The 15,533-nt window shown below is 46.7% G+C and carries 7 protein-coding genes; 6 read left to right on the top strand and 1 reads right to left on the bottom strand.

Going from position 1 to position 15,533, the window contains the following annotated elements:
- Nucleotides 1-16 precede the first annotated feature (16 nt).
- The 6 genes from AC1RM2_RS28725 to AC1RM2_RS28700 all read left to right on the top strand — a co-directional run bounded on the left by AC1RM2_RS28725 (nt 17) and on the right by AC1RM2_RS28700 (nt 14,982).
- Complete coding sequence (locus AC1RM2_RS28725; RefSeq protein ID WP_492988597.1) at nt 17-5,665, top strand: HAMP domain-containing protein; 5,649 nt, start codon at nt 17-19, stop codon at nt 5,663-5,665.
- Between the two features lie 33 nt (nt 5,666-5,698).
- Nucleotides 5,699-6,934 carry a hybrid sensor histidine kinase/response regulator gene (locus AC1RM2_RS28720; protein ID WP_492988596.1) on the top strand — a complete coding sequence of 412 codons (1,236 nt, stop codon included), beginning with the start codon at nt 5,699-5,701 and terminating at the stop codon, nt 6,932-6,934.
- Between the two features lie 155 nt (nt 6,935-7,089).
- Nucleotides 7,090-8,892 carry a glycoside hydrolase family 35 protein gene (locus tag AC1RM2_RS28715; RefSeq protein WP_492988595.1) on the top strand — a complete coding sequence of 601 codons (1,803 nt, stop codon included), beginning with the start codon at nt 7,090-7,092 and terminating at the stop codon, nt 8,890-8,892.
- A 267-nt stretch (nt 8,893-9,159) separates the two neighbouring features.
- Nucleotides 9,160-10,356: an efflux RND transporter periplasmic adaptor subunit gene (locus AC1RM2_RS28710; protein WP_492988594.1), complete on the top strand. Its 1,197-nt coding sequence runs from the start codon at nt 9,160-9,162 to the stop codon at nt 10,354-10,356.
- A gap of 41 nt (nt 10,357-10,397) precedes the next feature.
- Nucleotides 10,398-13,556, top strand: a complete 3,159-nt coding sequence (locus AC1RM2_RS28705) for an efflux RND transporter permease subunit (RefSeq protein WP_492988593.1) — start codon at nt 10,398-10,400, stop codon at nt 13,554-13,556.
- A 19-nt stretch (nt 13,557-13,575) separates the two neighbouring features.
- Nucleotides 13,576-14,982, top strand: coding sequence for an efflux transporter outer membrane subunit (locus AC1RM2_RS28700; RefSeq protein ID WP_492988592.1), 1,407 nt, complete (start codon nt 13,576-13,578; stop codon nt 14,980-14,982).
- Between the two features lie 349 nt (nt 14,983-15,331).
- On the opposite strand, the gene AC1RM2_RS28695 is transcribed toward AC1RM2_RS28700, so the two are convergent.
- Nucleotides 15,332-15,493 carry a hypothetical protein gene (locus tag AC1RM2_RS28695; protein WP_492988591.1) on the bottom strand — a complete coding sequence of 54 codons (162 nt, stop codon included), beginning with the start codon at nt 15,491-15,493 and terminating at the stop codon, nt 15,332-15,334.
- Nucleotides 15,494-15,533 lie beyond the last annotated feature (40 nt).

Genomic DNA, 15,533 nt, shown 5'->3' with positions numbered 1-15,533 from the left:
CAATTTAACTCTTCTCATGAAGGACGACATTTTAGAAAACATCTTGAATGAAGCCGGCGTTACACAGGCTGACACCGAGACCCTTGACCTTAAAGAATTACTTAAAGTACTGTCACTTGTTAAAGGGGGCAGGCTTAATGTGCGCATGCCGGTAACCCAGGCCGGCATCAACGGCCGCATTTGCGAAGTGCTCAACGATATTATCGACATGAATGAGCGGTTTGTGGCCGAGATATCTGCTGCCGAGAAAACCATCGGAAAAAGGGGTAACCTGGGCAAACGTATCGAACTATCGGATGCCAAAGGTGAATGGGCCAGCGGTGTAAATTCATTAAACAACCTTATAGAAGATCTTACTTCGCCTACGCTGGAAATTGCGGGGATGATTAATTCCGTAGCCAACGGAGATTTATCTAAACATATCCCATTAGAGATCAAAGGCCATCCGCTAAAAGGGGAGTTTTTGCGCATAGCTAAGGAATCAAACCAGATGCTTTCTAAACTACAGCTGTTCTCCATGGAAGTAACCCGTGTAGCCCGGCAGGTAGGTTCGGAAGGTAAGCTGGGCGAGCAGGCCAAAATTAAAGGTGTAGCAGGCGTTTGGGCCGAACTTACCGATTCGGTGAACCAGATGGCCGGTAACTTAACGGCCCAGGTGCGTAACGTAGCGGCAGTAACCACGGCTGTGGCCAAGGGCGACCTTTCGCGCAAGATCACGGTAGAGGCTAAAGGCGAGATCTTGGAGCTCAAAAATACCATCAATACCATGGTAGATCAGCTCAACTCTTTTTCATCTGAGGTAACCCGTGTGGCGCTTGAGGTAGGTACCGAAGGTAAGCTGGGCGGGCAGGCCAAGGTGCCTGGTGTTGCCGGTACCTGGAAAGATTTAACAGATTCTGTAAACCGTATGGCGGGTAACCTTACCTCGCAGGTACGTAATATAGCCGGTGTAACCACCGCGGTGGCCAATGGCGACCTTTCTAAAAAAATTACGGTAGACGTAAAAGGCGAAATGCTCGAGCTGAAAAAAACCATCAACACGATGGTGGATCAGCTCAACTCCTTCGCATCCGAAGTAACGCGTGTGGCGCTCGAGGTAGGTACCGAGGGTAAACTGGGCGGCCAGGCAAGGGTGAAAGGAGTAGGTGGTGTTTGGAAAGACCTGACTGACTCGGTAAACCAGATGGGAAGTAACCTTACCGACCAGGTGCGTAATATTGCGGGTGTAACCACGGCCGTGGCCAAGGGCGACCTTTCACGAAAAATTACGGTGGACGCCAAAGGCGAGTTGCTGGAATTGAAAAATACCATCAATACGATGGTGGATCAGCTTAACTCTTTCTCTTCGGAGGTAACCCGTGTGGCCCGTGAGGTGGGTTCCGAAGGTCAGTTAGGTGGCCAGGCCAATGTGCCGGGCGTAGGTGGTACCTGGAAGGATTTGACCGACTCGGTAAACCAGATGGCCGGTAACTTAACCGGGCAGGTACGTAACATTGCCGAAGTAACCACCGCGGTGGCCAAAGGCGACTTATCCAAAAAAATTACGGTTGACGTACAGGGAGAAATGCTGGAACTGAAGATCACCATCAATACCATGGTGGATCAGCTGAACTCCTTCGGTTCGGAAGTAACGCGTGTAGCCCGTGAGGTAGGTTCGGAGGGACAGTTGGGTGGCCAGGCCAATGTGCCGGGTGTAGGCGGTACCTGGAAGGATTTAACCGACTCGGTAAATAAAATGGCCGATAACCTTACCTCGCAGGTACGTAATATAGCCGAGGTAACCACGGCAGTGGCCAAGGGTGACCTTTCCCGGAAAATTACGGTAAATGCTAAGGGCGAGTTGTTGGAACTGAAGGATACGATCAATACCATGGTTGACCAGTTGCGCGGTTTTGCATCCGAAGTAACCCGCGTGGCGCGCGAGGTAGGCTCGGAAGGTCAGCTTGGCGGCCAGGCCAATGTGCCGGGTGTGGATGGTACCTGGAAAGATTTAACCGACTCGGTAAATAAAATGGCCGGTAACCTTACCGCGCAATTAAGAAATATTGCCGACGTATCGATTGCGATTGCAAACGGCGACTTATCTAAAAAAATTACGGTTGACGTTCGGGGCGAGATTCTGCAGTTGAAAGAAACCATCAACACGATGGTTGACCAGCTGCGTGGTTTTGCGTCCGAAGTAACGCGTGTGGCGCGGGAGGTGGGTACCGATGGTAACCTTGGCGGCCAGGCCTTTGTGCCGGGCGTTGCCGGTACCTGGAAGGATTTGACCGACTCGGTAAACCAGATGTCGAGTAACTTAACATCGCAGGTGCGCAACATTGCCGAGGTAACCAAGGCGGTGGCCAGCGGCGACCTTTCCAAAACGGTTATCATCGACGTAAAAGGCGAGATCATGGACCTTAAAAACACCATCAACACCATGGTGGATCAGCTCAACTCTTTTGCATCCGAAGTAACGCGTGTTGCCCGTGAGGTAGGTACCGAAGGTAAACTGGGTGGCCAGGCGCACGTAAAAGGTGTGGCCGGTACCTGGAAAGATTTAACTGACTCGGTAAACCAGATGGCATCCAACTTAACCGGGCAAATCCGGGGTATTGCCAAGGTGGCTACCGGTATTGCCAAAGGAAACCTGAAACAACGCCTCTCGATCAACGCTTTGGGTGAGGTGGCCCAGCTTACAGATACCATAAACGAAATGATTGATACCCTGGCGGTATTTGCCGATGAGGTAACCACCGTAGCCCGTGAAGTAGGTGTGCAGGGCCGTTTGGGCGGACAGGCCAGCGTGCCTGGTGCTTCGGGTACCTGGAAGGATTTGACCGAAAACGTAAACCAGCTGGCACAAAACCTTACCGTACAGGTGCGCTCCATATCTGAAGTAGCATCGGCAGTAACCAAGGGTGACCTTACCCGTACCATACGTGTGGAAGCCAAAGGCGAGCTGGAAGCTTTGAAGGATACCATTAACCAGATGATTGCCAACCTGAAAGGGACAACCTTACGTAACCACGAACAGGATTGGCTAAAATCAAATTTAGCCAAATTCGCGCAAATGCTTCAGGGACAGCGCGACCGGAACGCAGTGGCCAACAAAGTACTATCGGAGCTTGCCGAACTGGTGAATGCCCGTTATGGCGCGTTTTATATACTGGAGCAGCCCGAAGCCGCGGACGAGCCCAAACTGAAACTTTTTGCAGGTTATGCCCAAAAGAGCCGCAAACTCATCAACCAGGAGTTTTCGCTGAGCGAGGGGCTGGTTGGGCAGTGCGCTACGGACAAGGAAAGGATCAGGCTTGCCAATGTACCAAATGAATATTTACAAATTAGTTCGGGCATAGGCAATGCGGCGCCTATCGACCTGGTGATATTACCGGTACTGTTTGAAAATAATGTAAAAGCAGTTATCGAGTTGGCTTCGTTTGAAAACTTCAGCGATACCCATATCGACTTCCTCGATCAGCTTACCGAAAGTATCGGTATCGTGTTGAACAACATTGAAACCAATACCCGTACCGAGGAATTATTGAGCCAATCGCAGTCATTAGCCAGCGAGCTTTCGGCACAGCAGGAAGAGTTAAGACGGGCGAACGACGAATTGCATGATAAAGGCCGATCATTGGAGGAAAAGGCCGAGCAGCTTACGCTTACCTCTAAGTACAAGTCGGAATTCCTTGCCAATATGTCGCACGAGTTGCGCACGCCGCTTAACAGCTTATTGATATTGGCCCAGCAGTTGTTTGAAAACCCCGAAGGTAACCTTACCGAAAAGCAGCGGATGTTTGCCAAAACCATCCATTCATGCGGGGACGACCTTATCCAGCTGATTAATGATATCCTCGATCTGTCGAAGATTGAATCGGGCGTAATAGCAGCCGATGTGATGCCGGTTAGCTTTAAAGAAATAGCCTCGTTTGCTGAGTCAACCTTTAAACCGATATCAGAAGCTAAAAACCTGAAGTTTGAGATCGAAGTAGAGGAAACCCTGCCCGAAATGATGGAGACCGATATGCAGCGCCTTAACCAGATCCTCAAAAATCTGCTCTCCAACGCGTTTAAGTTCACCGAAAAAGGACGGGTTAAACTTCATATTTTCCGCCCTGCGGCGGGTCATGAAAACCCAATTGGCTTGCCTGGCGAAGTAATCGCCTTTTCTATCGAGGATTCGGGGATCGGGATCTCTAAAAATACGCAGGGGATCATTTTTGAAGCATTTCAGCAGGCCGAAGGTTCAACCAGCCGTAAATATGGCGGTACCGGCCTTGGCTTATCCATCAGTAAAGGCTTTGCTGAACTGTTAGGCGGAACGATTACCGTGGGCAGCGAATTGGGCAAAGGGAGTACATTTACCCTTTACCTGCCGTTAAAATATCAGGAAGAGAAAACGCCGGTATTAAAAATTAAGGAAAACCTTTCGGTATCGCACCTGCGTACCAACCTTGCCGAAACCGCCGACATGGTAATAGATGATGACCGCCACAACATTGTAGCCGAAGACAGGGTATTATTGGTTGTTGAGGACGACCTTCGCTTTACCAAGATCCTGATAGACAAAGCCCATGATATGGGTATAAAAGTACTGGTAGCAATAAGCTACCTCGAGATTTTTGATAACATCCTCAAATACAATCCGATTGCCATCACGCTTGATGTGAACATGCCCGAATCAAACGGTTGGAAGATCCTGAAATTGCTTAAGAGCGACATTACTTTAAGGCACATCCCGGTACACGTAATATCGGGAGAGGATAACAGGGTAATGGCGCATAAGCTGGGCGCTAAATCATTCAGCCTGAAACCACTGTCAAATACATCGTTACAGGATTTAATTACCGGTATCGTAAGCTTCCACGAGCATACCAAAAAACGGGTGCTGGTGATAGAAGATAACGAAAGCGAGCTTAACAGGCTTTCTGAACTGTTATCAAGCGACAGGGTAGAGGTTGTGGGCGCCGGTACGGCTAAAAGGGCATTGTCGGTACTTAAAAAAGAGATGTTTGATTGTATCATCATGGATTTTGTACTGCCCGATGCTAACGGGCTCGACCTGATCAATAAGATAAACCTGTTAAAGCAGCAGCAAACCACCATCCTCCTGCATTCTGCACGTGATTTTACCCAGGATGAACTGATTCAGCTTAAACGCCTTAATCATAAGATCATCGCTAAAACATCTTCGTCGCACGTTTACCTTTTAGAAGAGATATTGGTGCTGCTGCATGTTGATAAAAAATACATCAGCGAGAGCAAACTGAAAATGATTGACAGTGTGCGCAACCAGGCCGATATACTTGACGGTAAAAAAGTACTGGTTGTTGATGACGACGTGCGCAACCTTTTTGCATTGACGGCCGTATTTGAAAGATCAAAAATAGAGGCAATAACTGCCGAAAGCGGACGCGAGGCACTGGAAATATTAAATAAGGATAAAACCATTGATATAGTACTGATGGATATCATGATGCCGGAAATGGATGGGTACGAAACGATACAGATCATCCGCAAAGAGGCGCGCAATAAAAACCTGCCGATAATAGCGGTTACGGCCAAGGCCATGATTGGCGACAGGCAGAAATGTATCGCCTCGGGCGCATCAGATTATATCACCAAACCGGTAAAAACAGATCAGCTGCTGTCCCTGATGCGGGTGTGGCTGATTAAATAATTATATCTGTAACAAAGTACTTATAAGCACAAAATGGACGACACCAGTATCATTAAGATCCTGTTGGTGGATGATAACGAAAATAATTTGCTATCGATGAGGGTAGTGCTGGAAAAAGATCAGTATGCTTTTTCCACCGCTACCTCAGGGCGTGAGGCGCTCCGGATCCTGCTGAAGGAGGATGACTTTTCGCTTATCCTGCTGGATGTGAAGATGCCTATGATGGATGGGTACGAAACCGCCGAACTTATCTATCAGCGGGATAAGCTGCGGCGGATTCCCATTATTTTTATAACGGCGCATGATTATGAAGAAGCCGCCGTTTTTAAGGGCTACAAAGCCGGAGCGGTAGATTTTGTAAGGAAGCCTTTCAACCCGGATATTCTGCGGTCAAAAGTGGCGGTATTTACCGAATTATACCAAAAAAACCGGTTGCTGAAACAGCAGGAAGAAAAACTGCAGCTGATTAATAACGACCTCATCCTGCTTAACCAGGAACTGGAACAGCGCGTACTTGAACGCACCATCGCACTGGAGAACCTAAACCATGAGCTAAAGGCCCTTAACTTATCAAAAGATAAGTTCCTGTCGGTAATCTCGCATGACCTGCGCAACCCTTTAACATCGCTGCTGGCCTCGTCGGAAAACTTAAAAAGGGACGCCGATAAGCTAAAACCAGAGCAGATTAAACTGTTATCGGGCATCATTAACCGCACTTCGAACAAAATACTTAGCCAGCTGAATGAGCTGGTTGAATGGGCCAAAAATCAGCGCGAGAAAACAAGTTTCCAGCCCGTAAAGCTGCACCTGGCCCATGGCATTAATGAATCGCTTGACCTGTTGCGCGAAACAGCTAATCAAAAAGAAATCAGCCTTGAAAATGAGGTTACCGATGATATTTATATTATGGCTGATACCCTGATGTTTCGCTCCGTGTTGCAAAACCTGGTAACCAATGCTATAAAATACACACCTCATGGCGGCGGCGCTGTAAAGGTTGCTGCCTGTATGGAGGCCGGCATGGTAGAGATTTGCATTCGCGATAACGGCATAGGGATGTCTGAAGACACCAAAGCGATGCTTTTTGGCAATGGCGGCCGGACCTCCATTTTAGGCACCAATATGGAAAAAGGCAGCGGATTGGGCCTTTTACTGGTAAAGGATTTTATAACCGCTCATGGAGGTACAATCAACGTAGATACCGAGGTAGACAAAGGCACCTGTTTCCGGTTTACGTTGCCACATTTTACAGAACAGGCTGAGTTGTAAAGTGGGGGATAATTAGTTACGCTCCGCCGGAAAAGATCAATGAACATGAACCAATAAACCAACACACAAACGTTTGTGTAAGGCCGATCAAAAAACATTTGTTATTTTAAATTTGTGGCACGGCAGGCTTGCTATAAATTTATTTTACATCACACATGAAAAAAACTCTCCTTTTATTTCTTTTCATCATATCTGCAGGTATTGCCGGTGCGCAGCAAAAGCATGTTTTCTCGTTAAGCAAAACTGATTTTTTGCTTGATGGCAAACCATTCCAAATCATCAGTGGCGAAATGCACCCGGCAAGGATTCCCAAAATGTACTGGCGCCAGCGCATCCAAATGGCAAAGGCCATGGGTTGTAATACCATTGCTGCTTACGTTTTCTGGAACTACCTGGAACATCAGCCGGGTGTATTCGATTTTACAACCGAAAACAGGAATATTGCCGAATTTATCAGCATGTGCAAACAGGAGGGGATGTGGGTACTATTGCGCCCCGGCCCGTACGTTTGCGCCGAGTGGGATTTTGGCGGCCTGCCACCTTACCTATTAAAAATTCCCGATATTAAAATACGATGCATGGATCCACGCTATATGGCGGCGGTAACCAAATACGTAAATGCCCTGTCGCAACAGGTAAAGGGCCTGCAATGCACCAGCGGCGGCCCGATACTGATGGTACAGGTTGAAAACGAATACGGCAGCTATGCTAACGACCGGGATTATATTAAAGCACTTAAAAAACTTTGGGTTACTAATGGCATCAATGTGCCATTTTACACTGCCGACGGCCCAACTGCCTTTATGCTGGAGGCCGGCGGTGTTGATGGTGCAGCTATTGGCTTAGATAGCGGCAGCAGTGATGCCGATTTTGACCAGGCCGCCAAACAAAACCCCAATGTGCCTGCCTTTAGCAGCGAATCCTATCCTGGCTGGTTAACGCACTGGACAGAAAAATGGCAAAAGCCTGGTACCGATGGCATTGTGAAAGAGGTAACCTATTTGCTCGAACATAAACGTTCTTTCAACTTATATGTAGTACATGGCGGTACCAACTTTGGCTATAATGCGGGAGCAAACGCGTTTAGCCCCACCCAGTTTCAGCCCGATGTTACCAGTTATGATTATGATGCCCCTATAAATGAGCAGGGAGCACCAACGCCCAAATACTTTGCACTGCGCAATTTGATTGCTAAATATGTAAAGTACAAAATACCGGAGGTTCCAAAATTGATACCAACTGCAGAAATACCGGCATTTGATATGGCGCCTTTTACCACCGTTTGGAAAGAATTGCCTGCGGCCGTTAAATCGCCGCAACCGGTACCCATGGAAGCCCTTGGCCAGTATAGCGGCTTTATATTGTACCGTACAAAACTTATTGGCCATAAAAGCGGCAGCCTTACCATTACCGAGCCTCACGATTACGCGCTTGTTTTATTAAATGGCAAATTGGTTGATACCGTTTATCGCGATGGTGGCAAGTGGACTATCAAATTGCCAAAATCGGATGTGAAAGATCCTCAACTGGATATCCTGGTAGAGAATATGGGCCACATAAACTTCGCCCAATACATGATTGACCGTAAGGGTATTACCGACCGCGTTACCCTTAATGGCATGACCCTTACCAACTGGCAGATTTTTAAACTTCCTATGGACGAAAAATTCATAACCCTTTTAACCAGTAAGTATCCCGAAGGATTTCACGACGGTGTATACTTTAAAGGTAACTTTGAATTAAACAAAGTGGCTGATACCTACCTTGACCTTAGTAACTTTAAAAAAGGAGTTATCTGGGTAAACGGCCACAACCTGGGCCGCTACTGGAATGTTGGGCCTCAGTTCCACTTGTATTGCCCGGCAAACTGGCTGCTTAAAGGAAAAAACAGTGTAACTGTATTTGATATGCACCAGGAAACCAAAACCACCATTAAAGGAGTAAACACCCTGGAGTAACAGTAACCCCATATCGGTATTTTGTGCAGCCTGCCCTTTAAGTTTGAATAGGGGCAGGCTGTTTTATTTGCGGGTACGTTAGGTATGGTAAGTTTATCGTTTTAGCACTTAAGCAAAATGTTTTTGCTGCTTACAACCGCCAGGTGTAAACTATCTTTTAAACGCACTGTAACAATATAACACCTTAAAGCATCTATATTGAAACTATATCCGAATTTAGCGGCTGCTTTGCCGTGCGCGGTAGTGTTGATGATTTAATTTTTAATAATGTTCGTTATCCTGTCTTCAAGAAAAAAACAATCAAAACGTTTTTCTATAGCTTTTGCTATGTTGCCTGTTATCGTTTTAGCAACGGCATCCTGTGGTAATAAAAACAAGCAGGCCGCCAGCCAGGCACAACAGGTGTTGGATTACAAAGTAGTGCAGGTTCAACCACGCCAGGCCACATTGAATGTTGATTATCCCGCCAGTATACAGGGGCAACAAAATATCGAAATAAGGCCGAAGGTGGATGGATATGTTGAAAAAATTTATGTCGACGAAGGCTCCATTGTAACCAAAGGGCAATTGCTGTTTAAAATTAACGCCCCACAATACGAGCAGGAGGTGCGTACCGCCGAGGCGGGTATTAAAACCGCCGAAGCTGATCTGGCACTGGCTAAAATGCAATTGAATAAGGTAAAGCCACTGGTAGAGAAAGATATCATCAGCCACTATGAACTGGAATCGGCCGAGTATACGCAGCAGTCAAAAGCCGCAGCGCTGGCCCAGGCTAAGGCCGCATTAGTAAATGCAAAAGTGAATTTAGGGTACACCACCATTACCAGCCCCGTGAATGGCGTTATAGGCGCGTTACCCTACAAATTGGGCAGCCTGGTAACCAGCAGCACAACCGATCCGCTAACCACGGTTTACAATACCTCAAATGTTTACGTATACTTTGCTCTAAACGAGAAGCAACTGCTTGGTTTTAGTCGCGACAGCACAAATAAAACATCTTTTAAAACCAAATTAAGTCAATTGCCGCCGGTTTCGCTCATATTGCCCGATGGCAGTACTTATGAGCATGCCGGTAAAGTTGAAACCGTGAATGGTTTAATTAACACCGCAACCGGCGCCGCCAATGTACGTGCCGATTTTGCAAACCCGCGCGGGCTTATCCGTAGTGGCAGCAGTGCGGTAGTACGCATCCCTAATGTTGTAAAATCGGCTTTATTGGTGCCCGAAAGCGCCACTTATGAATTACAGGATAAACGTTTTGTTTACGTGGTTGATGATCAGCATAAAATAAAAAATGTAGCCATTAAAGTGATGGATAATACGGCCGGCCAGTTTTATGTAGTTACCGATGGCTTAAAGGCCGGCGATAAAATTGTGCTGGAAAGCTCGGGTAACCTGCAGGATGGTACCGAAATTAAACCAAACGAGGTTAGTGCCGGTTCGGTTTACGGCGGCGTTAAATAATACCGTTTCTTATCCCTCAATTCATTTACAACAGCAATACTATGCTTAAAAGATTTATAGAACGCCCGGTACTATCCACCGTAATTTCGGTTTTGCTGGTAATACTGGGTATTTTAGGGTTAATAAATTTACCTATTTCGCAATATCCGGATATCGCGCCGCCTACCGTTCAGGTGCAGGCCTATTACAGCGGGGCCAATGCCGATGTAGTGCTCAAAAGCGTGATTATTCCCATGGAGGAACAGATTAACGGGGTGGAGAACATGACCTACATGACTTCATCTGCCAGTAATGATGGTTCGGCATCTATCACTGTATATTTCAAAGTGGGCACCAACCCCGATTTGGCGGCGGTAAACGTGCAGAACAGGGTATCAAGGGCCACAAGCCTGCTGCCATTGGTGGTAACACAATCGGGGGTTACCGTTGCTAAAAGCCAGAGCAGTAACCTCATCATTTTCTCACTATACAGTGAGAACCAAACTTACGACGAAACCTTTTTACAAAATTATGCCAAAATAAACCTGGTGCCACAAATTCAGCGGGTAACAGGGGTTGGTAACGCCGAGGTATTTGGTTCAAGGGATTATTCGATGCGTATCTGGTTAAAACCCGATGTGATGTCGCGCTATAACCTCATCCCTGATGATATTACAGATGCGCTTAATGAACAAAATATTGAAGCCGCGCCCGGTAAGTTTGGCGAAAACAGCAATCAATCGTTTCAATATGTTATCCGGTATAAAGGCAGGCTTAAAACAGCTGCCGAATTTGGCGATATCATCATAAAATCGGTTGGGCAGGGGCAATTACTCCGGCTGAATGATGTGGCGCGGGTTGAATTGGGATCATTGGATTACTCTTTTGATATCCAAACCAACGGATTGCCATCTGTAGGTGTGGCTATCAGCCAGACAGCCGGCTCCAACGCACGCGATGTAATCAACGAATCGAAAAAAATATTGAATGCCGCTGCCGAGAAATTCCCCAAGGGGATGAAGATAGCTTACCTGGTTGATGCCAATAACTTTCTTGATGCCTCTATCGAAAAGGTGATTAGTACGTTGATAGAAGCCTTTATCCTGGTGTTTATAGTCGTATTCGTTTTTTTACAGGATTTCAGGTCGACGTTAATCCCTGCCATAGCGGTGCCGGTTGCTATCTTAGGTACCTTCTTTTTTCTTAACCTGTTTGGCTTTACTATCAATTTGCTTACGCTTTTTGCATTGGTACTGGCCATTGGTATTGTGGTGGATGACGCCATTGTGGTGGTAGAAGCTGTACACGCCAAGCTCGACCAGGGATACAAATCGGCAAGGAAAGCATCTATTGACGCGATGAGCGAGATTTCGGGCGCCATAGTTTCTATTACCTTGGTTATGTCGGCGGTATTTTTACCGGTAACATTTATATCGGGCTCAACCGGGGTATTTTACAAGCAGTTTGGTATTACGCTGGCCGTTGCCATCTTGCTTTCGGCAGTTAACGCTTTAACGCTAAGCCCCGCACTGTGCGCGTTGTTTTTAAAGCCACATGAAAAAGGCACCAAAAAGCACGGTTTTATCAATCACTTTTATGTGGTGTTTAATACGGCCTTTGATGCTGTAACCGGTAAGTATAAAAAATCGGTTAACTTTTTGGCGCACAGAAAATGGATAGCCCTTGCCGCCGTAGCGGTATTTGCTACCATATTGATTTACCTGGTAAAAACTACGCCATCCAGCTTTGTACCCAATGAAGACCAGGGGACTGTGTTTGCTGCCATCAGCCTGCCACCGGCATCGTCAATGGAGCGTACCGAGGCTGTTGCCAGCAAAATAGATAGCATAGGCCGTACGTTCCCCGAGGTAGTAAACAGCCTTAAACTGGTTGGATTTAACTTTATTGCCGGATCGGGCAGCGCTTACGCCATGGTAATCATGAAGCTGAAAAACTGGGATGAGCGTAAAGATGAAAGCCAGAGCCTGCAAAGTATCATATCCAGGCTTACCGTTAAAACAGCCGGGCTTCGTGAAGCCAGTGTATTTTACTTTTCGCCGCCAACGCTGCAGGGTTTTGGTAATAGTGATGGTTTTGAATTTCAGCTGCAGGATAAAGGCGGCCACACAGTAGATGAGTTGTTTAAAGTAAGCAACGATTTCCAGACGGCGCTTAAAAAACGAAAAGAGATCCAGAACCTGAATTCGTCATTTAATCCTAATTTTCCGCAATTCCAGGTTGATGTAAATGTGGCTAAGTGTAAAGAGGCCGGTGTAACCGTTAATTCGGTATTGAATACCTTGCAGGGTTATTATGGCGGTTTATACGCATCCAACTTTAACCAGTTTGGCAAGCAGTACCGCGTAATGGTACAGGCCGATTATGACTACCGCGCCAACGAAACCGGCCTGAGTAAAATATTTGTACGTAACAGCGCAGGCACAATGGCGCCAATAACATCATTTATTACACTGAGGAGGGTATTTGGCCCGGAATCTATTTCGAGGTTTAATCTTTTTACGGCAATATCTGTTTCCGGTTCTCCAAACCCGGGGTATAGTACAGGTAACGCCATACAGGCCATTAAAGAAGTGGCCAAACAAACACTGCCTGCCGGGTACGATTTTGAATTTTCGGGCCTAACCCGCGAGGAATTGAGCACCGGCACGCAATCGGCCTATATATTTATGCTTTGCCTGGTGTTTGTATATTTTTTACTTAGCGCGCAGTATGAAAGCTATATCCTGCCGTTCGCGGTATTATTATCGCTGCCTGTTGGGTTAGCGGGTACGTACCTTTTTGCCTGGATTTTTGATATAGGCAGTAACATTTACCTGCAAATTTCGCTCATCATGCTCATCGGTTTGCTGGCGAAAAATGCTATCCTGATTGTAGAGTTTGCTTTAGAGAGGCGCCGGGGAGGGATGGATTTAATACCCGCTGCCATAGCAGGGGCCGAAGCCCGTTTGCGGCCTATCCTGATGACATCTTTTGCCTTCATATTTGGTATTATGCCGTTGATGTTTTCGACAGGGGCCGGTGCAAATGGCAATAAATCCATAGGTACAGGTGCTGTAGGGGGGATGTTTGTGGGGACGGTATTTGGGGTATTTGTAATTCCGATACTATTTATCATTTTCCAATCCCTGCAGGAAAAAGTTGGCCGTAAACCAAAACCCGAAGATGAAGATGATGAGGCAGAAGTGGTAACCGCCCGTTAATTTAGTAAAAGACATTAGAATGAACAGACGGAGTTTTAAATATATATTGCCCTTTACGCTACTATTTGGCGTTGTGCTATCGTGCAAAGTAACCAAAACGTATAACCGGCCGGATATAGGCACAACCGGGCTTTACCGCGATGGGCAAACTACAGATACTGCTACCATAGCGGCTATGCCCTGGCAAAAACTTTTTGCAGATACTGTACTTAAATCACTGATACAGGAAGGGCTGAGTAATAACCTTGATCTTAAAACCGCCGTTCAGCGGATATTGGAGGCGCAGGCCACATTGCAGCAAAGCAAGGCCGCGTTTTATCCATCGTTAAGCGGCAATGCCACTGTAACCCGGTCAAAACAATCATCAGCAGGCTTAAATTATCCTGCCGGTACAATTGTTAATACTTTAACTACCACTTACCAGGCTGGTTTAACAACCTCATGGGAAGCCGATGTTTGGGGGAAGCTAAGCAGTACCAAACGTGCAGCGTTGGCTGGTTTTTTACAAACCGATGCCGCTAAGCGGGCTGTGCAAACGCAATTGATTGCCGATATAGCCAATAATTATTTTACCCTGCTGGCATTGGACAGGCAGTTGGAAATTACCCTTGAAACGCTTAAAAACCGCATTAAAGATGTGGAAACCATGAAGGAGCTTAAGGCCGGCGCAGTGGTAACCGGTGCCGCTGTGGTGCAAAGCGAAGCCAACCGCTATGCCGCCGAAGTATCCATTCCCGATTTAAAGCGCAGTATCCGTGAAACCGAAAATGCTTTGGATATCCTGTTGTCAAGGCCGCCTGGCCCGGTTAACCGCGGCAGTTTGGCCACCCAGAACATGGCCACCGAATTACAGGCGGGCATCCCAACGCAATTACTCACTAACCGCCCGGATGTACAACAAAGCGAGTACGCTTTCCGTGCCGCGTTTGAGAATACCAACGTGGCTAAAACGTATTTTTATCCCTCGTTTACCATCACAGCCTCGGGAGGTTTATCAACCTTACAGCTTAAAGACTTTTTTGTCAATTCCATATTTTACAATATTGCCGCGGGCCTTACCCAACCCATTTTTAACCAGGGTTTGAATAAAGCCCGTTTACGTACCGCGCAGGCGCAGCAGCAGGAAGCACTTAACAGCTTCCAGAAAACATTGCTGGTAGCAGGGCAGGAGGTATCCAATGCATTATATGCACACCAAACCGCCCTTGAAAAACAGGATGCCCGCGGCAAGCAGATCATCGCTTTGCAAAAATCGGTTGAGTATACACAGGAGTTGTTGCGGTACAGTTCAGCCACCAATTATACCGATGTATTAACATCCGAACAAAACCTGCTGGCCGCACAACTGAGTGGCGTTAACGACAGGCTACAGGAGTTACAGGCGGTAGTAAATTTATACCGTGCCTTAGGTGGCGGCTGGCGGTAATAGCGGCTTTGGCGTTTTGCTATACGGTATGGCTGTAAAAAGATACGATGTGCGACCGGGATTCTTGTAGAGACGCATCACATGCGTCTCCCGCCAGACCAGTTTCGATTTGCATGTGGGAGACGCATGTGATGCGTCTCTACAAAAAACAACCATTAATAATCAATATGTTATAATCATGTCATTATAAGGTACGAAGCAATCCCGAACTATGTGGGGCTTAGCATGTCGGGGATTGCTTCGTACCTCGCAATGCCGGTTGTTTAGGGCATTGATTTCTGCATCCCCCCCAAACAAAAAAAGCTTCTTAAAAAGAAGCTCGTTTCCATAGGTAGATGGTATATATTGGTCAGGCAATAAAGCCCGTGAATTGCGATGTGTCAACCTGTTTATTACCAAGCAATTGATTGTGAATGGCCTTAAGTGTTATCACTTCCCTGGTAAATAAATCAACAATTGAATTCTTGATCTTTTTAACTTTTTTTCCGGTATTGATGTGTACTATCTGCATGATTCAATTAATACCAATTCCGTGCCAAAGTATGTTGGTT

The sequence above is a fragment of the Mucilaginibacter sp. GW822-FHT03E02 genome (assembly GCF_058801545.1).
The sequence above is the reverse complement of the archived record's forward strand: the minus strand, read 5'-3'. Positions and strand labels throughout refer to the sequence as shown.